Source organism: Terrihabitans rhizophilus (assembly GCF_033898525.1).
GTDB lineage: Bacteria > Pseudomonadota > Alphaproteobacteria > Rhizobiales > Methylopilaceae > Flaviflagellibacter > Flaviflagellibacter rhizophilus.
In genome coordinates this window covers 189,811-213,080 of sequence record NZ_JAXAFJ010000003.1, presented here as the reverse complement: position 1 = coordinate 213,080, position 23,270 = coordinate 189,811, and the positions used below count along the sequence as shown (strand labels likewise).

Sequence of the window (23,270 nt, the reverse complement as noted above, 5' to 3'; positions counted from 1 at the left end):
CTTGGAGCGGCCATGTTCATCCTGGGCGGCACCGGTGCCATGGCCGCCGAACTGAACCTCTACACGACCCGCGAGCCCGGTCTGATGAAGCCCCTGATCGACGGCTTCACGCAGGCGAGCGGCGTCAAGATCAACACCATCTTCTTGAAGGATGGCCTCGCCGAGCGGGTTGCGGCCGAAGGCTCCCGTTCCCCGGCCGACGTGCTGATGGAGGTGGATTCCGGCAAGCTCATCCAGCTTGTCGAACAGGGACTTACCCAGCCCGTCGAATCCGCTGCCCTCGCGGACGCGATCCCGGCCAATCTGCGTGATCCGGCCGGCAACTGGTTCGCCCTGTCGCTGCGCGCCCGTGCGCTCTACGTGAAGCGCGACCTCGACATCTCCAGCTTCACCTATGAGCAGCTCGCCGATCCGGAGTGGAAGGGCAAGGTCTGCATCCGCTCGGGCCAGCACCCCTACAATGTGGCCCTGACCGCGTCGTACATCGCCCATCACGGCGAAGAGGCCACCGAAACCTGGCTGAAGGGCGTGAAGGCCAATCTGGCGCGCAAGGCCGGCGGCGGCGACCGCGATGTGGCCCGCGACATCATGGGCGGCCTGTGCGAGATCGGCATCGCCAACTCCTATTATGTCGGTCTGATGCGCAGCGGCCGGGGCGGTCCTGAGCAGCAGAAGTGGGCGGAAGCCATCAAGATGGTCCTGCCCACCTTCAAGGACGGCGGAACGCAGGTGAACATCAGCGGCGCCGCTGTCGCGAAGAACGCGCCCAACAAGGCGGATGCCGTGAAGTTCCTGGAATACCTGGTGTCCGGCGAGGCGCAGAAGATCTACGCCGAGGCGAACTACGAGTATCCGGTGAATGCCAAGGCGAGCGTCGATCCGCTCATCGCGGAGTTCGGCACCCTGAAGGCGGACAATGTGGACCTGGCGAAGAGCGCCGGCTTCCGCAAGACGGCGAGCCAGCTGGCTGAAAAGGTCGGCTTCGACAACTGACAAGGCGGACGGAGCGGTGCCAGCGCCGCTCCACATCTCCCGATGACGATTGCATTGCAGGACAAGGTTACACGCAGGCGGCTCCTCAGGGGGTTCGCGGGAGATCGTGCCTGGCTCGCCGGCTCCGTGCTGGTGGCGGCTCTCGTCTGCCTGCCGATCCTGTCGCTCGTGCTGATCGCAGCCGGGGGCAGCCAGGGCCTCTGGGGGCATGTGATCGCCAATGTGCTGCCAAGCGCGGCTCGCGACACCCTGATCCTGCTGGCCGGCGTCGGCGTGCTGGTCTGCACCATCGGCACGGGCACGGCCTGGCTGGTGACGGCTTATGATTTCCCGGGCCGGCGCAGCCTGCAATGGGCGCTGCTGCTGCCCCTGTCGGTTCCCACCTACATCATCGCCTACGCCTATCTCGATATCCTGCACCCGGTCGGGATCGTCCAGACCACCCTGCGCGACCTGCTGGGCTATGCGAGCCCGCGTGACTTCCGCCTGCCCGACATCAGGTCCATGACGGGATGCATCCTGCTGCTCGGCCTCGTGCTTTACCCCTATGTCTACCTGACCACGCGGGCCATGTTCCTGACGCAGGCGGCGAACCTCATCGAGGTGTCGCGCACATTGGGCACGAGGCGGGGCGCCGTGTTCCGCCGCGTGGCCGTTCCCCTGGCCCGCCCGGCCATCGTGGTTGGCATGAGCCTGGCGCTGATGGAGGCGCTCAACGATATCGGCGCCTCGGAATTCCTCGGCGTGCGTACGCTGACCGTGTCCATCTACTCGACATGGGTCAGCCGCTCGGACCTGCCGGGTGCGGCGCAGATCTCGCTCGTCATGCTGCTGATCATAGTGGGCTTGCTGGCACTTGAGCGCTGGGCCCGCCGCGAACAGCGCTTCGCCGCCACGGCGCAGAGGCCGCTCCCCCTGCAGCCGGTCCGGCTCACGGGGCTGCAGGCGGCCGGAGCCCTGCTGTTCTGTGCCACGCCGGTGGCGCTCGGCTTCGCGGCGCCCGCGGCTTATCTCGTCCACGGAGCCTATGCCAGATTCAGCTTCGCCGGCATTTCCGAGGCCATGATCCGGCAGATCCTGAACACGGTCACGGTCTCCGCCATCGCCACCCTCTTCGTGCTGGCCTGCGGACTTGCCGTCGCCTATTCCGCGCGTCTTGGAACGGGACGCACAGGCATCGCCGCAGCACGTGCCTCGACGCTGGGCTATGCTGTGCCGGGCACGGTGCTCGCCATCGGACTGCTGGCGCCGGTGGGCCTTGCCGATGTCCTGATTGCGGATACCGCAGAGGCCGTGTTCGGCATCTCGACAGGCCTCCTGCTTCTCGGCGGCGGCGCGGCCCTCATCATGGGCTATGCCGCCCGTTTCATGGCCATCTCAACCGGAGGGATCGAGGCTGGGTTCAGCCGGATCTCGCCGTCGCTGGATCACGCCGCCCGCATGCTCGGCCACGCACCGACGGCGGCGCTCCGCCGCGTGCACCTGCCGCTGTCGCGCACCGCAATCGCCGCCACCGGGCTTCTGGTCTTCGTGGACTGCATGAAGGAACTGCCGGCGACGCTCCTGCTCAGGCCGCTGAACTTCGACACCCTCGCCACCTATCTGTATGGCGAGGCGGCGCGGGGCACATACGAAGAGGGATCCATCGCCGCCCTCCTCATCGTGCTGATCGGAATCGTGCCGGTGGTACTGCTGTCGCGTGTCGGCTCCACCGCGATTCCGCGCGTTCCGGGGAGGCGCAGCGCGGAAGCGCCGGCCAGCGGCGGTCTGCATGATCCGGTCGTGCCCGGGCTCGATGCCTTGGGATCCCGCTGATCCGGTTCAGCGGTCCCGCTCGACCCGGTAGACGTGCTCCTCCGTGGCCGTCATCCGACGATAGTCCCAGGCTCCATTCAGCCGCCGCCGCTTGAGCAATCCGCATGCCGAAGTCCCGTCGGTCAGCCGTTTCGGCAGCAAGACTTCGACATCGTGCCAATCCTCGGTGCAGAAGAACACGATCATTGCCTCCCGCGCGCGTAACAGCTGGCGGTGGAAGCCGGCGGCAGGCTGCCCTCGCAGGAAATCGGGCTCGTTCGTCATAGGGCCTCCTCCGCAAGCAAGGCGCTGGTGGAAGGCTCCCGGCCCCCATGCTGCGCAACGAGCGCGCGCAGTTCGGGCAGGCAGGAGCCGCAATTGGTGCCGCATGCAAGAAGGAGCCCAAGCGCGCGTTCGTCCGTGACGCCTTCCTCCCGCAAGGTGCGCGCGATGCGCGCCTCGCCGACGCCGAAGCACGAGCAGACGATGCGGCCCTCCGGCGCCTGTGGCAGCGCCGGGCGCGCGGCCAGCAGCGAGCGGCGGTCGGGCTCGGTCAGCGGCTCGCTCCCTGCGAACAATGCAACGAGCCAGCGGGCATCGGGCACGGCCCCGGAAGGCCCCATGATCAGGACCTCTGAAAGCCGACCCCCAGAGTCCAGCCGTGCGGATCGGAAGACGCCGCGCTGGCGGTCTTCCAGACGAAGGCTGTCCTCGCCACCGCCCAGCAATTCCTGAGCGAGGGCTCTCCCCTCATCCAGCGGCTCCGTCCCGCCAAGGCGATAGAGATAACCACCGGCGACCGCGCTCCGCGCCCAGTAGCCCAGGGCTTTCAGCCGCCGCCGGTGCCTGGAGAGGAAAAGCCCCTCCCAGCGCATCGGAAAGGGCGCAATGGCAGCCGGCGTGTGCTTCAGCTCGGGCTGGCCGGAGACTGGGTCGCAGGCCGGATTGCACACCCGCCCGGCCGAGGCACGGGAGGCGAATGCGTCCGTCCAGTGCATGGGCAGGAACACCTCACCCGTGCGCTGTTGATCCGTGATCCTGACCCGGCCCAGAGCGCGGCCCCAGAGGCTCCGGACCTCCGCCAGCCCACCCTCCGTGACCCCGAACATGGCTGCATCCGCAGGGCTGACATCGAGCACAGGCTCGGCAGTCGCGGACATCAGCCGAGGCACCTCGCCGGTGCGCGTCATCGTGTGCCACTGGTCCCGTACGCGGCCTGTGTTGAGCATCACCGGTTGGTCATGGCTGACCGGGTTGGCAGGCGCCTGCTGCCGCACCGGGACGAGACGGGCGCGGCCGTCTGCTGTGGGAAAGCGCCCGTCCCCCAAGAGCCGCGGGGTGCCGTGACGAGCCCCCGACACGACCGGCCACTGCACGGGGCGCAGCGCCTCGTACCCGGCGTCGGCGATATCAGCGAGGCCGCCGATGTCGAAGACGCGCCCGCCGGTGTTCTCGAACGCCGACAGTGCGGCATGTTCGCGGAAGATGTCCGCCGGGCCACGGTAGGCGAAGGCCTCCGCATGGCCGAGGCGCCGCGCCACTTCGCTGATCATCCACCAGTCCGGTTTGGCCTCGCCCGGCAGCGGCATGAAGGCGCGCTGGCGCGAGATGCGGCGCTCCGAATTCGTGACCGTGCCGTCCTTTTCCCCCCATGCGGCAGCCGGCAGCGCCACATGAGCGTGGCGCAGGGTGTCGGTATCGGGCACGCAGTCCGACACGACGAGGAACGGACACGCACGCAAGGCCGCGCGCACGCGGTTCGCATCCGGCATGCTGGCGGCGGGGTTGGTGCCCATGACCCAGAGCGCCTTGATGCGGCCGGCCCCGACCGCCTCGAACATCTCGACGGCGTTCAGGCCCTTGCCGGTAGCGAGGCGCGGCGCGTTCCAGAACCGGCGGACACGATCCCTGTCGTCCGGGTTCTCGAACGCCATATGCGCGGCAAGCTGGTTGGCGAGGCCGCCGACCTCACGCCCGCCCATGGCGTTGGGCTGGCCGGTGAAGGAAAACGGCCCCATGCCTGCGCGCCCGATGCGGCCTGTCGCAAGATGGCAATTGATGATCGCGTTGACCTTGTCGGTGCCGCGCGAAGACTGGTTCACGCCTTGGGAATAGACGGTGACGACCCGCTCGGTGTCGGCAAAGGCACGGTAGAAGGCCTCGATGTCGTCCAGAGCCACGTCGCAGATCGCCGCTACGGAGGCGACATCGCCATCCTTCCAGGCGGCATCGAGAGCTTCGGAGAAGCCGGCGGTGGACGCGGCGACGAAGCCCTCATCGACCTTGCCGTCCCGGGCGAGAAAGGCCAGCAGCCCGTTGAACAGCGCCACGTCGGTACCCGGCTTCAGGCCGAGGAACAGGTCGGCATCGGCCGCCGAGGCGGTGCGGCGCGGATCCACGCAGATGATGCGGGTGCCGCGGCGGGCGCGTGCATCCACCATGCGGCGGAACAGGATGGGATGGCACCATGCGGCGTTGGAGCCGACCAGGACGATCAGGTCCGCCTCGTCCAGATCCTCATAGCAGCAAGGCACGAGATCCTCGCCGAAGGCGCGCTTGTGCCCGGCGACCGACGAACTCATGCAGAGCCGCGAATTGGTGTCGATATTGCCGGAGCCGATGAAGCCCTTCATCAGCTTGTTGGCGACGTAATAGTCCTCGGTCAGCAACTGGCCCGAGACGTAGAAGGCCACGCTGTCGGGGCCGTGCTCGACGATGGTCTCGGCGAAGCGCGAAGCCACGCGATCGAGCGCGCGGGCCATGTCCGTCCGCACACCGTCCACCGCCGGGTGCAGCAGGCGATTTTCTAGCCCCAGCGTTTCGCCCAGCGCCGATCCCTTGGCGCAGACCCTTCCGAAGTTCGTCGGATGATCGGTGTCGCCGGGTGTCGCCACGGCAGGACCGCCGAGCACGCCGCAGCCGGTGCCGCAATATGGGCAGGTGGTGCGGACCGGATCTCCCGGCGCGGCGTGCGCGGTCATGGCTAGTAGACGTCCGCCTGATAGCGGTGCGCCGCCTTGAGGCTGGCGATATAGGCCTTGGCGGCAGCGGCATCGCGCCCGCCATGCGTGGCCACCACGTCGTGCAGCGCGCGGTCCACATCCGCCGCCATGCGCTTGGCGTCGCCGCACACATAGAAGTGCGCGCCACGCTCCATCCAGGCGAACAGCTCCGCGCCCTCCTCGCGCATGCGGTCCTGCACATAGACCTTGCGCTCGCCGTCCCGCGACCAGGCGGTGGAGAGGCGGGTCAGCGTGCCCGCCGCCTGCATGGCTGCGAGTTCGTCCTCGTAGAAGAAGTCGGTCTCGCGGCGCTGGTGGCCGTAGAACAGCCACGCCCCTCCCGCCGCCGCCGTTGCCATGCGCTCCTGCAGGAAAGCCCGGAACGGCGCGATGCCGGTGCCCGGCCCGACCATGATGATCGGCACCTCGCCGCTCTCCGGCAGCGCGAAACCGTGCGCCTTCTGCACGTAGACCGGCAATGCGGCGCCCTCGGCGATGCGGTCGCCGAGGAAGGTGGAAGCGACGCCCAGCCGCTCGCGCGCACCCACATCGTAGCGCACCGCATCCACGGTCAGCGTCAATTGACCCGGCGCGGCCCTAGGGCTCGACGAGATGGAGTAGAGGCGCGGCTGCAGCGGATCGAGCGTGGATAGGAAGGCGCCCGGCTCCAGCACGATGGACGGGGACCGCTCCAGCGCCGCCAGCACGTCGGTCGTTTCGAGATCGCCGTCGGGGTCCTCGCCCTCGGCCATGCGCGCGAAGCGGATCTTATCGTCGGCGTCCTCGGCCATTTCACCCAGCAGCGCGAACAGGGCATCGGGCGCGGCACCGAGCGACGTCTCGCGCAGCAGCACATCCCGGACGGGACGCCCCTCCAGCTCCACATCCGTGGGAAGGCCGAGGCGGGCCAGTACGGCATCCACCAGAGCGCCGTCGTTCAGCGGCATCAGCCCGAAGCTGTCTCCGGCGTTGTAGTCCAGCCCTTCCGGAAGGGCGAATTCGACATGCCAGGTCTCCTTGGCAGAACCTTCACCGTTCAGGCGGCGGCGCGACAGGAAAGTGGCGTCGACAGGATGCTCGCGCGACCGCCCGGGCTTGGGAGGTTCGACATGGGCCGGAGCGGGCGTTGGAGCGGCAGGAGCAGCCGAGACGACCCCTCCGTCCAGCTCCTCGGCGAGCCGCTTCAGCATGCGAAGCGTCTCCTTTCCGCCGGGCTGGCACAGGTTCAGCCGCTCCTCCTTGCGTGCGGCGAGCGCGTCCGAATAGTCCTCGCAATTGTAGCCGCACTGCCCGCAATCCTGCTGGGCCATGGCCGCCATCATGCGGCGGCGCAGCGGCCGCGCCTCGGCGAGCGACATGCGCTCCGCGAGCGGCATGGCCGGATCGTGCCAGGGTGCGCCGTCGTCGGCCTCCTCGCGGTTCTCCGCCTGCGCCTGTTGTTCGGCGGAAGGACCGCCGGGCAGGAAGGCCGCAGCCTGTTCGGGCGAGAGCATGGAGGGCGCTTGACCATCCAGTGACAGGAGGCCCGCGAAGAAGCCGTTGAGCCAGGAGCGCTGCTCCGCCGAGAACGGCGCGTTGTCTGGAAGGACAGGCGTGAAGAAGGGCTGCGGCTGCACGGTCATTGCGCCGCCTCCGCGAAGATGGCTTCGAGAGCCGGCAGTTCATGCCGGCGCGTGAAGTGGGCGAAGGTTTCGTCCGGGCCGGCGCGGTGCGCCATCCAGGTCTTCAGCATGCGCTCGATGAGCGGCGGAGCATCCTCCGCCTTCACGTCCTTGAAGAGCTCGCGGCCAATGGCGGCATCGGGACCGAAGCCGCCGCCGACCACCACATTGTAGCCATCGACGGTGTCTCCATCGTCTGAGACCGCGACCCGCGCGCCGATCAGGCCGATATCGCCGATGTAATGCTGGGCGCAGCTGTTGTGGCAGCCTGTCAGGTGGATGTTGATCGGCAGGTCCGCCTCGACTCGTTCGTCGCACCAGTCGGCGATTTCTTCGAGGTGCTTCTTGGTGGCGGCGGCGGCGAAGCGGCAGCCCTGCGATCCCGTGCAGGCCACGAGGCCGGCCCGAACAGCGCTGGCTTCGGTGCCGAGGCCGAGCGCCTGCACGGCGGCAACGGCAAGGCCCGTGTTCTCGTCCCGCACGCCGGAGATCAGGACGTTCTGCCAGACGGTGAGGCGGATATCGCCATCACCCAGATCGGCCGAAATCTTGGCCAGCCCGCGCATCTGCCCGGTGCTGAGCCGGCCGGCCTTCAGCACGACACCGACCCAGTTCAGCCCCGCCTGCTTCTGCTTGTGGACGCCGATATGGGCCTGCCGGTCGGGCACGGGGCGTTCCACGACCGCCTCGGGTGGAAGCCGCGTGAACGGGCGGCCGAACCTGGCCTCCGTCTCGGCCATGTACTTGTCGAAGCCCCAGGCATCGAGCACGTATTTCAGCCGCGCCTTGGTGCGGTTGGTGCGGTCGCCGCTCTCGATGAAGACGCGGATGATGGCGTCGGCCATGCGCACCGCGTCCGCCGGACGCACATAGATGCCGGTGCTGCGCGCGAAATCCTTGTGGCCGGTGATGCCGCCGATCGCGACGCGGAACCACACTCCGGCCTCGACCCCGAAGCCCTCGCGCACCTCCACGGCCTGGAAGCCGATATCGTTGGTGTCCTCCAGCGCGGCGATGGTGCCGGCGCCGTCGAAGGCCACGTTGAACTTGCGCGGCAGGCCGAACAGCGAGCGGTCGTTCAGGATGTGGTGGTGCCATTCATTGGCATAGGGGCGGGTGTCCAGCAGTTCCTGCGGATCGACGCCCGCTGTCGGCGTGCCGGTGATGTTGCGGATGTTGTCGGCACCCGCGCCCTTGGCGGTGAGGCCGAGATCGCTCAGCCCTTCGAGGAACGCGATGCCGCTTTCCGCGCCGATCTCGCGCACCTGCAGATTGGCGCGGGTGGTGATGTGCGAGTAATCGCCGCCATGGGCGTCCGCGAGATCGGCCACGCCCGCGAACTGCCAGTGCTTCAGCACGCCGTTGGCGATCCGCATCCGGCACATGAAGCTGTCCTGGTTCGGCGCGACGTAGAACAGGCCGTGATACTTCCAGCGGAAGACATCGACGCCCTTGGGATAGACGCCGTCCACGGCGGCCTGCTTCATCCGCGCATAGGCGTCGAAGGGGTGCTCCTCGCGCTTGGCCTTCTCCTCGACTACGAGCTTCTTTCCCTCGGCTTCGAACCGGGCCTGCGCCTTCAGGTGCTCGGCCTCGGGGCCGGTGAAGACCACGGCTTCGGGTGCAGGTGCGGCAGGGGAACCAACCGCCGTGCGTGTGCCGATGGGCGGCATGCCGCGCTGCACGCGCATGGCTCCGAGGCCGGAAACGAAGCCTTCCAGATAGCGCTTCTGTTCGGGTGTGAAATCGCCGCTCATATCCGCCTCACGCCGCCGCACATAGAAGGGGGCCGAAGATCAGGTCGTCGCGCTGGCGGGAGATGTCCGCGCCGCTCGCGATCAGGTCGAAGAAGAAGTTGCCGTCCATGGTGTCGCCGTAGAGCACCGCGCCGACGAGCCGGTCATCCCGCAGCACGAGCCGGCGGTAGACGCCGCGCGCAGGGTCGCGCAGCACCACCTCCTCGCGATCAGCGCCCGGGGCGAAGTCCCCTGCCGAGAAGAGGTCTATGCCGGTGACCTTGAGGCGCGTTGCCGTCGCGGCAGGCAGGTAGGCCCGCTTTGTGCCGGCCAGCGTGTCCGCCAGCACTGCCGCCATGTCGTAGAGCGGGGCGACGAGGCCGTAGCAGGCACCGGCATGCTCCACGCATTCGCCGACCGCGAGGATCGACGGGTCCGAGGTCTGCATGTGATCATCGACGATCACGCCGCGCCCGACATCGAGCCCGGCCGCGCGGGCAAGGTCCGCATTCGGCCGCACGCCAACGGCCATCACGACAAGATCGGCTGCGAGAACACGCCCGTCCGCAAGGCGCACGCCCTCTGCCCGGCCCGCGCCGAAGATGTCTTCGGTCACGGCAGAGGTGAGGACCGCGATGCCGCGCCCTTCCAGTTCCGCCCGCAGGAGGCTGGCCGCCTCGGCGTCGAGTTGGCGCTCCATCAGATGGGGCATCAGATGCAGCACTGTGACGGCCATCCCGCGCTGCAGCAGCCCGTTCGCAGCCTCCAGCCCGAGCAGGCCGCCGCCGATGACGACTGCCCGTGCGCCCGGCCGCGCCGCTGCTAGCATGGCGTCCACATCGGCCGCATCGCGGAAGGCGATCACGCCCGGCAGATCGCGGCCGGGCACCGGCAGGACCACGGCATGGGAGCCGGTCGCCAGCACCAGCCGGTCGTAATCAAGCGTCTCGCTGTCGCCGAGGCACAGCGTCTTTGCGTCCCTATCGACGCCCGTCACGGGCGTGCCGGTGCGCAGCTGCACGCCGTTGGCTGCGTACCACTCCCGGCCATGGGAGATGATGTCCGCGAACCGCTTCTCGCCGGCCAGCACCGGCGACAGCATGACGCGATTGTACGCGGCGTGCGGCTCGGCTCCGATGACGGTGATGCGGAAGCGGCCGGGCGCGCGCCGCAGCACGTCCTCGACCGTGCGGATGCCGGCCATGCCATTGCCGACCACCACGAGATGTTCGGCAGGCCCGGCGGATGCGGAGGGGTTCGTCACCACCCGCTCCTCAGGCCGCTTCCACGAAGCGGTGACGCTCGTAGAGGAATTTCAGCACGGCCTGCCGGCAACGCAGGTAAGTGGGGTCCGTCACCAGATCGAGGCGCTTGCGCGGACGGCGCAGCGGCACGTCCAGCACTTCGCCGATGCCGGCGGAGGGGCCGTTCGTCATCATCACGATGCGATCGGACAGCAGCACGGCCTCGTCCACATCGTGGGTGATCATGATGGCCGTGTTGCCGAGCCGCTGGTGGATCGCCATCACCGAGTCCTGCAAATGGGCGCGGGTCAGCGCGTCCAGCGCGCCGAAGGGCTCGTCCAGCAGCAGCACCTTGGGCTCCATGGCGAGCGCGCGGGCAATGCCGACACGCTGCTTCATGCCCCCGGATATCTCGGATGGGCGCTTGTCCTTGGCATGCCCCATCTGGACGAGATCCAGATTGTGCATGGTCCAGTCGTGCCGCTCCTTGGAGGAGCGCTTGCCACGGAACACCTTGTCCACGGCCAGCCGCACATTGTCGTAGACGGTGAGCCAGGGCAGCAGCGAATGGTTCTGGAACACCACCGCGCGGTCCGGGCCGGGTGCATCCACAACCACATTGTCCAGCAGCACCACGCCGGTCGTGGCGTCGGTCAGGCCGGCGATGATGTTGAGCAGCGTCGACTTTCCGCAGCCGGAATGGCCGATGATGGAGACGAACTCGCCGCGCTCGACCTTGAGGTTGATGTCCTTCAGCACCTCGGTGGAGGCGAGCCCCCGCGAAAAGGTCTTGCCGACGAGCTCGATGGAGAGATGGTCCTTGCTCATGGCTGTGCTCCTCACGAGGCCGTGGTGCCGCGGGTGACGGAATGGGCGAGGAGCGCGATCAGCCGGTCGAGGACGAAGCCGACGAGGCCGACATAGATCAGCGCCACGATGATGTCGCTGATGAGCGACGAGTTCCAGGCATCCCAGATGAAGAAGCCGATGCCGACGCCGCCGATCAGCATTTCCGCCGCGACAATGGCCAGCCAGGACAGGCCGATGCCGATCTTGAGGCCCGTGAATATGTACGGAGCCGCAGCCGGGATCATGATCTTGGCGGCATATTCCAGCGCGTTCAGCCGCAACACTCGCGCGACGTTCCGGTAGTCTTCGGGAATATTGCGGATGCCCACCGCCGTGTTGATGACGACAGGCCAGACCGCCGTGATGAAGATCACGAAGATGGCGGAGGGCTCGCCATCGCGGAAAGCCGCCAGCGACAGCGGCAGCCAGGCCAGCGGCGGGACCGTGCGCAGCACCTGGAAGATCGGGTCCAGCCCGCGCATGGCCCAGGTGGACTGGCCGATCAAGGTGCCTACAGCCACGCCCACCACGGCGGCAAGCGCATAGCCCACCATCACGCGCTGGAGGCTCGCGAGCAGGTGCCAGAACAGGCCTCGGTCGAGTCCGCCCCGGTCGAAGAACGGATCGGCGATCAGCTCCCAGCTGTCGCTCAGCACCTGCGACGGCGGCGGCAGGCTTGCGCCCTCGCTGCTGCAGGCCAGTTCCCAGACGAGGACGAGCACGGCCAGCGTGATCATGGGCGGCGCGATGCGCGCCACCGCGCCCCGCAGGACGGGCATCACCCGCGAAGGCCTTGCCGAGGCCTTGCTCGGCAAGGCCAGAACAGGCGCTGCGGGCCGCAGGGGCGTTACCGCCTGAACATCGTGCGTGACTGCAGGAAGGCTCATCGTGCCGCTCCCCTTCTTGGCCGGTCAGGCCTGCATGCGGGTGATGGAGAGGCTGGCGAGGTAATCCGCCGGCTTTTCGGGATCGAAGACCTTGCCGTCGAAGAAGGTCTCGACGCCGCGCGAGGTGGAGGCCGGGATGTCGCCGGCCTTCACGCCCAGTTCCTTCGCGGCCTCCTTCCAGAGGTCCTCGCGGTTCACCTTGGCGACCATGGCGCGGGTGTCGGTGCCCGGCGCGAACTTGCCCCAGCGGATGTCCTCGGTGAGGAACCAGAGATCGTGGCTCTGGAAGGGATAGGAGGCCTGGTCGCGCCAGAACTTCATGAGGTGCGGGCTGTTCGTTTCGCTGCGGCCGGTGCCGTAGTCGAAGTTGCCCTTGATGCGCTCGATGATGTCTTTCGGCGGCACATTGAACCAGGAGCGCTTGCTGACGATGGAGGCCATCTCGTCCTTGTTGGCCATCTCGTCGCACCACATCTGCGCCTCCTGCACCGCCATCAGCAGCGCCTTGGTCGCGATGGGGTTCTTGTCGACCCAGTCGGCGCGCATGCCGAAGCTCTTCTCGGGATGGCGATTCCACAGCTCGCCCGTGGTCAGCGCGGTGTAGCCGATGCCCTGGTGGATGAGCTGCTCGTTCCACGGCTCGCCCACGCAGAAAGCGTCCATGGTGCCGACCTTCATGTTCGCCACCATCTGCGGCGGCGGCACCACGATGGTCTCGACGTCCCTGTCCGGATCGATGCCGCCGGCGGCCAGCCAGTAGCGGAGCCACAAATCATGCGTGCCGCCCGGGAAGGTCATCGCCACCTTGGCCGCCTGCCCTGCCGCCTTCTTCTTCGCAAAGGCCTCCTTCAGCACCGACGCATCGAGGCCGGCCTTCAGGTCCGCATATTCCTTGCCGATGGAGATGGCCTGGCTGTCGAGGTTGAGCCGGGCGAGGATGTACATCGGCAGCGGCACGCTGTTCTGCGTCACCTTGCCGGCCGAGATCAGGTAGGGCATCGGCGTCAGGATGTGCGCGCCGTCGATGCCGCTGCCGGCGGAGCCGAGCACGAGGTTGTCGCGCGTGGTGCCCCAGCTCGACTGCTTCACCACCTCCACATCGGGCATTCCGTGCTTGGCGAAGAAGCCCTTCTCCTTGGCGATGATCAGAGCGGCGGCGTCCGTCAGGGCGATGAAGCCCAGCACCGCCTTTGTCGTCTCGGGCGCCGCCCCCCAGGCGGTGGAGCCGAACGGCAGCAGCGTGTTGGCTGCAGCGAGGACCGCAGCCGTCGATCCCGCTCCCAGGAAGCCACGCCGCGTCAGCCCCGCACCTGTCTTGATCCCGCTCATGCCCATCCCTCACGTGCCCAGAAACGAAAAATGCCGCTGCTCCTCCCGCGCATAGCGCAGGCGAAAACAGCGGCATCGCTTATTGAAGCACCCGTCGTTGGGCGCAGAATGCGCTCTCCCGTGGGACGGAGCGCTTGCATCTCTCGGTCGGACCCTGGTCCGCCTCGGCAGCGGTCAGGAAGATCGTTCTTCCGTCCCCGGCGCCTCTCCTAAAGGATGAGAGACGGACCCATCCGTAGCAAGATCAACTTTTGTGCATGACTGCTGATTGTGCAGTCAGTTCGGCCAGATACCCGCCCAGATCGTTCGGATCGAACCGTGGACCCATGAACGCGCCCACGCCGTCGCCCGCATCCGCGCCCGACATACTGGCAACAGCCGCATCATGGAGGCGAGGCGAGAAGCACCCGCGCACGGTCTCCTCATCCCGACCGGACAGCGCCAGCTGCTTCCAACGCGCCATCTGGGCGTACATCCAGAGTGCCCCATCGGGATCCGGCCGCGACGCCGGAGGCCCAATCGTGAGGTAGCGGGCGTTCTCACGGAGACGGCCGCTGCCATCCACGCGGAGCCTGCCTTCCAGTGCGCGCAGGACGATCTCGGCCGGCACGTCCAGCCGCCCCGGCGCGGCCAGCATCTGCGCGAGGTCCACGCGGTTCTGGGGCATGGAGCACCATGTGGCGGCCCTGATCAGCGCCCGCGTCAGGGCTGTCGTCGCTTCCGGGTTCTGCGCGGCCCAGTCTGTGCGCAGCGCCAGCACCTTCTCGGGGAGGACGGCGATGATGTCCGTTCCCAGATGCAGGATGCGGCCGGCCCCCTCTTCCACGGCCAAAGCCGGCCAGGGCGAGCCTGCACAGAATCCGTGCAGCCGTCCGCTGCGCAGGCCATCGACCATGTAGGGCGGCGGCGTCACGACGAGCCGCACATCCTCGTCGGGATCGACGCCGGCGGCAGCCATCCAGTATCGCAGCAGGTAATTGTGGTTGGAGAACGGGAAGGTCATGCCGAAGTGCAGCGGCTCCCCGCCCGCAGCCCTTCGCGCCGCCAGCAACCGTCTCAGCGCCACGCCGGATAAGGCGGGATCGGCGAGGTCCCCGCCTCCGGCATGCGCTTGCAGGGCGGCATGCACATCCTCCGCCAGCACGATGGAATTGCCGTTCTGGCCCAGCACGATGGCGGCACTCAGCGGCACCGGCGGCGAGTCGATGCCGAGCGTGCCGGCGATCACCATGGGGGCAAGGAGGTGCGCGGCGTCGAAGTGGCCGAAATTCAGCCTGTCGCGCATGTTCGACCACGACACCTCGCGCACGAGGTCGAGCGTGATGCCCTCCTCGGAGGCGAAGCCGCGATCCGCCGCCGCGACAAGCGCAGCCGCGTCCACCAGCGGAATGAAGCCGGCGCGGATCCTCATTTCAGCAGCTCCGCCGCCGTGATTACGGATTGCGCGATCTCGCCGACCTTCTTCTGCTCCTTCATCGCCTTGGAGCGGAGCAGGTTGTAGGCCTCTTCCTCCCCGAACCCGCGTGCCCGCATGAGGATGCCCTTGGCGCGGTCGATGAGCTTGCGCTCGGCGAGCGATGTCTTCGCAAGATCGAGCTCCCGCCGCAGCCGGTCGAACTCCTGGAAGCGTGCAACCGCCACATCGAGAATGGCCTTCACCCGTCCGGGCTTCAGCCCATCCACCACATAGGCGCTGACACCCGCCCCGACTGCCGCGCGCATGGCCTCGGTGTCGCTCTGGTCGACGAACATGACGATGGGCCGGGGCCGTTCGCGGGTGGCGACCCGCAATTGCTCTATCGTGTCGCGGTCCGGCAGATCGAGATCCACGATCAGGACGTCTGGCTCGGCCTGCCGCAGAAGGCCGAGGAGGTGGCCGGCCTTCACCGAGGCAACCTGCACCTGGAGGTTCGGATCCTCTTCCAGAGCCTGCCTGACCTTGTCTGCCCGCTCCGGATCATGATCGACGACGAGAACGCGCAACACGGATCGATTTCCAGCCCCACCGTCCACAACAAAGCAAGGAGCGGGCCAGCGCTTGGGGGAACCCCTTCTTTAACTCGGCGGGCCGGGGTAGCTTCCGGCCACCGACGGGGATGGCGACCAAAGCCTCCTCTGGGCACCACAACGGCGAGCGATGTTCCGGTTCATCCACAGCAGCGACCTGCACCTCGGCAAGAGGTTCGGCAATTTCAGCGGCGACCTTCCGGTCCGGTTGCGCGAGGCACGGCACGGCGCGCTTGCGCGGCTTGCAGCTTTTGCCCGTGAACATGGCGCCTCCACGGTTCTCCTCGCCGGCGACACATTCGACACCGAAACACCGTCGCCCGAGATACGCCGGCAGGCATTGGCCGAGATGCGCCACCATGCGCCGCTGCGCTGGGTGGTCCTTCCCGGCAACCATGACTCGCTTCAGGCAAGCGAATTGTGGAGAGGCTTGCAGACGGAAGCGCCGGAGAACGTCATCCTCGCGATGGACTGCCAGCCGCTCACCCTTGCGCCCGGCGTCACAGTGCTCTCGGCGCCCTGCACCACCCGCCGTCCCGGACGCGATCTTACGGAGTGGATGACGGGTGCCGCCACGCCGGAGGGCACGTTGCGCATCGGGCTCGCGCACGGCGCGGTGCAGAGCTTCTCCGAGGAAACCGTGGCGACGGACGTGATCGCACCCGACCGCGCCCGGCGCTCGGGGCTCGACTACCTCGCGCTGGGCGACTGGCATGGTGCCGTGGCCGTCGACCCGCACACGCATTACAGCGGAACGCCCGAGCCCGACCGGTTCAAGCACAACCGTCCCGGAGCCGCGCTTCTTGTCAGCGTCGAAGCGGCCGGGGCGGTGCCCGAGGTGCAGACCCTCGTGACGCAGAGCTTCTCGTGGCGGAGCCTCGACCTTCATCTCCTCGACGGCATGGACTCGGTCTCCGCGCTTCAGGAGCTCCTGCCGGAAGCCCGGCACCGCCGGCAGGCACTGGTGCGCGTGATCGCTTCGGGCCGCAGCCGGCTGGCGGGCCGCACGGCGCTGGCGGCCGCGATGGCGCATGCGGCTCCGGATTTCGCGTATCTCGATCTGGACGACGCCCCACTCGCCACCGAATGCGAAAGCGCGGATCTCGACATCATCGACCGCGCCGGCGCACTGCGCGAGGCCGCCGACGCGCTGCTCGCGGAGGCCGATGATCCGGCCCGCTCGACCGCCGAGCGCGAGATCGCGCGTGCCGCGCTAACGCGCCTGTTCTCCCATTGCGAGACCATCAACCAATGAAGATCCGGGCCTTGCGCCTCTTCAACGTCAAGCGCTTCGCGGGGCGCGGCGTTGCCATCGAGGATTTCAGCGACGGCGTGAACGTGCTGTGCGCCGCCAACGAGCACGGCAAATCCACCAGCTTCGAGGCCCTGCACGCGCTGTTCTTCCAGCCGCATACGGGCACTCCGGGCGATGTGCAGAGGCTGCGGCCCTATAGCGGCGGCAATCCGCTGATCGAAGCCGACATCGTGACGGCGGACGGCCATTTCCGCCTCACCAAGCAGTACTACAGCGGCAGGCGCGCCTCTGTGACCGACCTCGCGACGGGGCGGCTGGTCGCGCAGGCGGATGAGGCCGAGAGGTTCATTGCCGGGCTGATCCGGGGCGGCAATTCAGGGCCAGCCGGCCTCCTTTGGGTGCGCCAGGGCATCACCGGCATCGAGAAGCGCAGCAAGTCCGAGGAGGACGGCGACAAGCTGGTGCGGGCAAGCCTGCTCGAATCCGTGCAGGGGGAAGTGGAGGCAGTGACCGGCGGGCGGCGCATGGCCGAGGTGCTGGCGGCATGCGCCGAGGAACTGGCGCCTCTCGTCACCTCCACCGGAAGGCCGAAGACAGGCGGGCGCTACGCGGCGGCGATCGCGGAGCACGAACGCTTGGTGGCAGAGGAGCAGCGGCTCAAAGCGGATGTCATCAAGCTCCGGGAAGCCTTGGATCGGCGCGCGGCGCAGATGAAGCGGCTTGCGGAGATCGAGCAATCGGACAGCCGGGACGAACGCCGCAATGCCGTTCTCCGGGCGCAGGCCGTTTTCGACAAGGCCAAATCGCAAAGCGATGTCCTGAAGACGGCGGAGGCCCAGTTGGGACTGGTTCGCCAGCAGCGGGACATCATAGGGCGCGATCTCGCCGCCTTTCGTGAAGCCTTGGGCGAAGCGGAGCGCATCAGGACCGAGCGCGTGGACGTGGACGCGCGCCGCCGCACCGCCGCGGAGCAGCGCGACGCCGCCATCGCCGCCATCGAGAAGGCCACGCTGGAAAGCGATGCCGCCGAACGCGCGGAGAAGACGGCACGGGAGCACCTCGCGCGCATCGAAGCCGCATCGCGAGCACGCGAGGCTGCCGAGCGCCTGCACGAACTGGAACAGCGGCTGGCAGATGCCGAGGCCACGCGAGCCGATCTCGAACGGGGCGAAGCGGATCTGGCCTTGCTGGATCTGCCGAAAGGCGCCGTCGACGAGCTGCAGAAAATCGAAATCGACATCGCGCGCTTCAGGGCCGTGGAGGACGCGGCACGCCCGTCCGTCGCGATACGTTACGAAGCGGATGCGGGGGAACGCGTATCCCTCGACGGCCAACCACTCGCCGACGGCGAAGAGCGTGGCTACGAGGGCCAGGCACAGTTGTCCGTGCCCGGCATCGGCCTCATCACCCTGCGCTCGAACCGTCCGCAGAGCGTCAACACGAAGCTGGCGGCGGCGGAAGCGTCGCGAGGCAAACTGCTGGCATCCATGGGCGTCGCGAGCCTCGCGGAGGCGAGACAGCGTCAGGTGGATGCACAGCGCAAGCGCGAGCAGATCGAAGGATTGCGCAACCGCATCCGCGCTCTCGCGCCCGATGGATTGCCGTTGCTGCGCGAAGAGATCATGCGCAGGAGGGAGGCTGGTCTCGCGGCTGTGGACGCCGAGGGCGATCCCGAGCAGGCGAAAGCCGCCCTGACAGCTGCGGAACATCGACGTGAAGTGGCACGCGACGCCCTTCGTCAGGTCCAGCCTCTGCGCGGCAGCGCGGAGGAAGCCCTGATTGCGGCACGAACGGCTGCGGCGGGCCTGGACGCGCATGCAATTCACGTGGATGCGGTTCTCGGCCTCGAGGAAGCACGCAAGGAGCGCGAAGACGCGCTCGCCAAGGGGCTGGCCGATCTTGAAACCCGCCTGTCCGAGATGGAGCAGGGGGTCACGGCCTTGCGCGCCTCGCTGATCGACCTTCCTTCGGCGGAAGCAGGCTTGCAGCGTGCACGCTCGGTGGAGGAAACGGCGACGCGGGAAGCGGGCGCGCTGCGCGAAACCATTGCAGGCCTCAACGGCCTGATCGTCCGCAATCAGGACGAAGCCATCGAGGAACAATGGCGCGAAACCGCTGAAGCCCGGGAGGCAGCCGCGCGTAGGGTCGAGGCGTTCCGTGCGGAAGTCGCGGCCCTGCAAAGATTGCAGGCGGCACTGGAGACGGCGCGTTCCGGCGCCCGCGATCTCTATCTCAAGCCGGTGATGACGGAACTGCGCCCGCTGCTCGGTCTTCTCTTCAACGACGTGTCCATCACATTCGACGAGAAGACCCTTCTGCCGCAGACCATCCTGCGCAACGGCCAGGAAGAGGATGTCGAGCGGCTGAGCGGCGGCATGCGGGAGCAGCTTTCCGTGCTGACCCGCCTCTCCTTCGCACGGCTGCTGGCACGCGACGGACGCCCGGCGCCGGTGATCCTCGACGACGCGCTGGTCTATTCGGACGACGACCGCATCGAGAGCATGTTCGACGCGCTGCACCGCCAGTCGCGCGACCAGCAGATCATCGTCTTCTCATGCCGGCAGCGCGCCTTCCTGAAGCTGGGCGGCACCTCGCTGCGCATGACGGACTGGGTTCCCGCGTGAAAAAGGGTATAGCTGCGCCATGACCGACAGCAGTGACGACTACGTCTACGACGAAGCCACCGGCGAATGGCTCAGCCCGCAGGAGAGCGCCGCGGCCGCGCAGCCCACAGGCGTCGAAGTCCGCGATGCGATGGGCACGCTCCTGAGCGACGGCGACAGCGTGACCCTCGTCAAGGACCTCACGGTCAAGGGCGCGGGCCAGGTGCTGAAGCGCGGCACGATGATCAAGTCCATCCGCCTCACCGGCGACGATCAGGAGATCGACTGCCGGTATCCGGGGATCAAGGGCCTCGTCCTTCGCGCGGAGTTCGTGAAGAAGGTCTAGCCGGCTCGCGGCCTGTTCAGACCGCGAACTGCGTGTCGTGCAGGCGGCGGTAGACGCCGCGCTGTGCGACGAGGTCTGCGTGCCGGCCCTGCTCCGCGATGCCGTCCTGCGTCACCACCACGATCCGATCCGCGTTGCGGATCGTCGCCAGCCGATGCGCGATGACGAGCGTGGTGCGCCCCACCGCGAGTTGTTCGAGGCTCTGCTGGATCGCCTGTTCCGTCTCGCTGTCGAGAGCCGAGGTGGCCTCGTCCAGGATCAGGATGGGCGGGTTCTTCAGGAACATGCGCGCGATGGCGAGGCGCTGCTTCTGCCCGCCGGACAGTTTGACGCCACGCTCGCCGATCAGGGTGTCCAGCCCGTTCGGCAGGGCCGCGATCACCTCGGTCAGGCGCGCACGGCTTGCCGCCTGCAGGATATCGACCTCGGAAGCATCCAGCCGCCCATAGGCGATGTTCTCGCGGATGGTGCCGGCGAACAGGAACACGTCCTGCTGCACGATGCCGATCTGGCGGCGCAGTGAGGCGAGCGTCATGTCCCGGATGTCGATGCCGTCGACCGTGATCCGGCCGGACTGAGCCTCATAGAAGCGGGGCAGCAGCGAGCAGATCGTGGTCTTGCCAGCACCCGACGGACCGACAAAGGCTACCGTCTCCCCCGCCCGCAGATGCAGGTCCACGCCGTTCAGCACCGGGGTCTTGCCGCCATAGCCGAACGTTACGCCCTCATAGCGGATGTCGCCCTTGAGGGCCGGCACGTCCACGGCGCCGGGGCGATCGGCGATATCAGGCGCCGTTTCGAGCAGCTTCAGGTAGCCTTGAAAGCCCGCAATGCCCTTCGGGTAAATTTCCAGCACCGCGTTGATCTTCTCGATGGGCCGGAAGAACACCGTGACCAGCAGGAGGAAGCTGATGAAGCCGCCATTCGTCAGTTCGCCCCGGATGACGAACCATGTGCCGGCGATCATGATGACCACCTGCGTCAGCCGCATGCCGAGATAGGACAGCGACATGGACGCCGCCATGATGCGGTAGGCGTCCAGCTTGGTCTTGCGGTAATTGGCGTTATCGCGCGCGAAAAGAGCCCGCTCGTGGTCCTCGTTGGCGAAAGCCTGCACCACCCTCATCCCGCCGACATTCTCCTCGATGCGGGCGTTGAAATCCCCCACCCGGCCGAACAGCTTGCGGAAGTTCTGCGTCATGCGGCTGCCGTAGAGGCTGGTCAGCCAAGCCGTGACGGGCACGATCACGGCCGTGATCAGCGCCAGCTCGACATTGACGGAGAGCATCAGCAGGAAGGCGCCGACAAAGGTCATCACCGCGATGAACACGTCCTCGGGCCCGTGATGGGCAACCTCGCCCACCTCCTCGAGGTCCTTGGTGATGCGGGCCACGAGATGGCCGGTCTTCTGCTCGTCGTAGAAGCTGAAGGACAGCTTCTGCAGATGGTCGAACGCCTTCCGGCGCATCTCCGTCTCGATGTTGATGCCCAGCATGTGGCCCCAATAGGTGACCACCACCATCAGCCCCGTATTGAGCAGGTAGATCGCCAGAAGGCCGCCGGCCGCCAGCAGGATCAGCGTCCAGTCCTGCGCGGGCAGCAGGTCGTCGATGAACAGCTTCACCGCCATCGGAAAGCCGAGTTCGAGCAGCCCCGACAGCACCGCGCAGGAGAAGTCGAGCGCGAACAGCCCCTTGTAAGGCGCGTAATAGGCGAAGAAGCGTTTCAGCAGGTCCATGTCACGCCGATGCGGTGCCGGGAGGTGGAGGAGGCACGGGCGTCCAGCCGATCCTCGAAGTCGAGGCTTGATAACTCCGCCGCCACGGGGCCGCAACGACCCGCAGGCGTTTGGCTGCCCTGCATTTGGAAGGGAAATGCTCCCGGCGTGCCGAACCTGCGGGCGCGGCGTGATCACAAACCGTACCGAACACGCCCGCAAGCCTTGACCACACGAGTGCCTGGGACGATTCTAACCTGCCGAAGGCTTCAAGGCCTTCTGGGCCGCGTGCGAGCGACAGCCCCCGTCCAGCGCGGCAACAGCACGCCTCCCGGAGCTTCGCTCAAGATGACATTCCTGGCCATGCCGGCCCCACTTGAAGGCGTTCTCGAACGCCGCGGCGAGATCGTCGCTGCCCTTCAGAGGATCGTGCCCGGCGAAGGCGTCGTGCATCATCCCGATGGGCTGCGCCCGTTCGAGAGCGACGGCCTGACAGCCTACCGTCAGATGCCCATGGTGGTGGTGCTGCCGCAGACGGTGCAGCAGGTCTCCGAGGTGCTGCGCTATTGCTACGAGATGGGCATCCGGGTGGTGCCGCGCGGCTCCGGCACCTCGCTCTCGGGCGGTGCGCTGCCGCTCGAGGACAGCGTGCTGCTGGTGATGTCGCGGTTCAACCGCATCCTCGACATCGACTTCACGAACCGCGCCGTCGTGGTGCAGCCGGGCGTCACCAACCTCGCCATCACCAAGGCCGTCATGCATGCCGGCTTCTATTACGCGCCGGACCCCTCGTCTCAGATCGCCTGCTCCATCGGCGGAAATATCGGCGAGAACTCCGGCGGCGTTCATTCGCTGAAATACGGCCTTACCACCAACAATGTGCTGGGGCTCGAGATCGTGCTTATGAACGGCGAGGTGGTGCGCCTCGGCGGCAAGCATCTCGATTCCGAGGGCTACGACTTCCTCGCCCTGATGACGGGATCGGAGGGCCTGCTCGGCCTCGTCACCGAGGTCACCGTGCGCATCCTTCAGGCACCGGAGACCGCACGCGCCGTGCTGCTCGGCTTCCCCACCAGCGAGGGCGCGGGCGCCTGTGTTGCCGCGATCATCGGCGAGGGGATCATTCCGGCCGGCATGGAGATGATGGACCGCCCCGCCATCCACGCCGCCGAGGACTATGTCCACGCTGGCTATCCGCTGGATGTCGAGGCGCTGCTGATCGTGGAGCTCGACGGCCCGCTGGGCGAGGTCGATCACCTCATCGCCCGCGTCGAGGAGATCGCCCGGAACGAGGGCGCCACCCATCTGCGCGTGTCGCAGTCGGAAACCGAGCGGCAGGTGTTCTGGGCCGGGCGCAAGGCCGCCTTCCCGGCCATTGGCCGCATCTCGCCCGACTATTACTGCATGGACGGCACCATCCCCCGCAAGGCGCTGCCGCTCGTGCTGCGACGCATGAAGGAGATGTCCGAGCAGTACGGGCTCGGCGTCGCCAACATGTTCCACGCGGGCGACGGCAACCTGCACCCGCTCATCATGTACGACGCCGCCAAGGAGAACGACCTCGAAAAGGCGGAGCACTTCGGCGCGGATATCCTCAGGCTATGCGTCGAGGTCGGCGGCGTGCTGACCGGTGAGCATGGCGTCGGCGTCGAGAAGCGCGACCTGATGGAAACCATGTTCAGCGAGGATGATCTTGCCGTGCAGCAACTCGTCAAATGCGCGTTCGACGAGAAGGCGCTGCTGAATCCGGGCAAGGTATTTCCGCAGCTCTGCCGCTGCGCGGAGCTGGGCCGCATGCACATCCACAAGGGGGCGCTTCCCTTCCCCGACATCCCGCGGTTCTAGGC

17 protein-coding genes are annotated in these 23,270 nt (G+C 67.5%); 6 read left to right on the top strand and 11 right to left on the bottom strand.

What is annotated here, in order from left to right; all coding sequences use genetic code 11:
* Window positions 1–12: 12 nt before the first annotated feature.
* Window positions 13–993: an extracellular solute-binding protein gene (locus tag SCD90_RS07320; protein WP_319843995.1), complete on the top strand. Its 981-nt coding sequence runs from the start codon at window positions 13–15 to the stop codon at window positions 991–993.
* A 42-nt stretch (window positions 994–1,035) separates the two neighbouring features.
* Window positions 1,036–2,808 carry an ABC transporter permease gene (locus SCD90_RS07315; protein ID WP_319843994.1) on the top strand — a complete coding sequence of 591 codons (1,773 nt, stop codon included), beginning with the start codon at window positions 1,036–1,038 and terminating at the stop codon, window positions 2,806–2,808.
* 6 nt (window positions 2,809–2,814) lie between these two features.
* Here the strand turns inward: SCD90_RS07315 and SCD90_RS07310 are convergent, their stop codons facing one another.
* The 10 genes from SCD90_RS07310 to SCD90_RS07265 form a co-directional block, all read right to left on the bottom strand.
* Complete coding sequence (locus SCD90_RS07310; RefSeq protein WP_319843993.1) at window positions 2,815–3,072, bottom strand: hypothetical protein; 258 nt, start codon at window positions 3,070–3,072, stop codon at window positions 2,815–2,817.
* Window positions 3,069–5,768: a molybdopterin-dependent oxidoreductase gene (locus SCD90_RS07305; RefSeq protein WP_319843992.1), complete on the bottom strand. Its 2,700-nt coding sequence runs from the start codon at window positions 5,766–5,768 to the stop codon at window positions 3,069–3,071. The genes SCD90_RS07310 and SCD90_RS07305 overlap by 4 nt, the downstream gene beginning before the upstream one ends.
* A gap of 2 nt (window positions 5,769–5,770) precedes the next feature.
* Window positions 5,771–7,411 (bottom strand): sulfite reductase subunit alpha, encoded by a 1,641-nt coding sequence (locus tag SCD90_RS07300; protein WP_319843991.1) that lies wholly within the window; start codon window positions 7,409–7,411, stop codon window positions 5,771–5,773.
* Window positions 7,408–9,207: a NirA family protein gene (locus SCD90_RS07295; protein WP_319843990.1), complete on the bottom strand. Its 1,800-nt coding sequence runs from the start codon at window positions 9,205–9,207 to the stop codon at window positions 7,408–7,410. Before SCD90_RS07295 ends, SCD90_RS07300 begins: the two co-directional genes overlap by 4 nt.
* A 7-nt stretch (window positions 9,208–9,214) precedes the next feature.
* Complete coding sequence (locus tag SCD90_RS07290) at window positions 9,215–10,450, bottom strand: NAD(P)/FAD-dependent oxidoreductase (RefSeq protein ID WP_319843989.1); 1,236 nt, start codon at window positions 10,448–10,450, stop codon at window positions 9,215–9,217.
* Between the two features lie 10 nt (window positions 10,451–10,460).
* Window positions 10,461–11,258, bottom strand: a complete 798-nt coding sequence (locus tag SCD90_RS07285; protein WP_319843988.1) for an ABC transporter ATP-binding protein — start codon at window positions 11,256–11,258, stop codon at window positions 10,461–10,463.
* A gap of 11 nt (window positions 11,259–11,269) precedes the next feature.
* Window positions 11,270–12,166 carry a nitrate ABC transporter permease gene (gene ntrB / locus SCD90_RS07280; RefSeq protein ID WP_319843987.1) on the bottom strand — a complete coding sequence of 299 codons (897 nt, stop codon included), beginning with the start codon at window positions 12,164–12,166 and terminating at the stop codon, window positions 11,270–11,272.
* 24 nt (window positions 12,167–12,190) lie between these two features.
* Entirely contained in the window at window positions 12,191–13,495 is a 1,305-nt protein-coding gene (locus tag SCD90_RS07275) for a CmpA/NrtA family ABC transporter substrate-binding protein (protein WP_425265652.1), read from the bottom strand.
* 244 nt (window positions 13,496–13,739) lie between these two features.
* Window positions 13,740–14,906 carry a CmpA/NrtA family ABC transporter substrate-binding protein gene (locus SCD90_RS07270; protein ID WP_319843985.1) on the bottom strand — a complete coding sequence of 389 codons (1,167 nt, stop codon included), beginning with the start codon at window positions 14,904–14,906 and terminating at the stop codon, window positions 13,740–13,742.
* Window positions 14,903–15,481, bottom strand: a complete 579-nt coding sequence (locus SCD90_RS07265) for an ANTAR domain-containing response regulator (RefSeq protein ID WP_319843984.1) — start codon at window positions 15,479–15,481, stop codon at window positions 14,903–14,905. The genes SCD90_RS07270 and SCD90_RS07265 overlap by 4 nt, the downstream gene beginning before the upstream one ends.
* Window positions 15,482–15,632: 151 nt before the next feature.
* Between SCD90_RS07265 and SCD90_RS07260 the strand changes: the two genes are divergently transcribed.
* Genes SCD90_RS07260 through SCD90_RS07250 form a run of 3 tightly spaced genes read left to right on the top strand, consistent with a single transcriptional unit; the run spans window position 15,633 to window position 19,706 of the window.
* Window positions 15,633–16,757: a metallophosphoesterase family protein gene (locus tag SCD90_RS07260; protein ID WP_319843983.1), complete on the top strand. Its 1,125-nt coding sequence runs from the start codon at window positions 15,633–15,635 to the stop codon at window positions 16,755–16,757.
* On the top strand, window positions 16,754–19,381 hold the full coding sequence (locus SCD90_RS07255; RefSeq protein WP_319843982.1) for an AAA family ATPase: 2,628 nt from the start codon (window positions 16,754–16,756) through the stop codon (window positions 19,379–19,381). The genes SCD90_RS07260 and SCD90_RS07255 overlap by 4 nt, the downstream gene beginning before the upstream one ends.
* Before the next feature lie 19 nt (window positions 19,382–19,400).
* Complete coding sequence (locus SCD90_RS07250; RefSeq protein ID WP_319843981.1) at window positions 19,401–19,706, top strand: alkylphosphonate utilization protein; 306 nt, start codon at window positions 19,401–19,403, stop codon at window positions 19,704–19,706.
* Between the two features lie 16 nt (window positions 19,707–19,722).
* Here the strand turns inward: SCD90_RS07250 and SCD90_RS07245 are convergent, their stop codons facing one another.
* Entirely contained in the window at window positions 19,723–21,438 is a 1,716-nt protein-coding gene (locus SCD90_RS07245) for an ABC transporter ATP-binding protein (RefSeq protein WP_319844133.1), read from the bottom strand.
* 333 nt (window positions 21,439–21,771) lie between these two features.
* On the opposite strand from SCD90_RS07245, the gene SCD90_RS07240 reads away from it, so the two are divergent.
* Entirely contained in the window at window positions 21,772–23,268 is a 1,497-nt protein-coding gene (locus SCD90_RS07240) for an FAD-linked oxidase C-terminal domain-containing protein (RefSeq protein WP_319843980.1), read from the top strand.
* The last annotated feature ends 2 nt before the right edge of the window (window positions 23,269–23,270 follow it).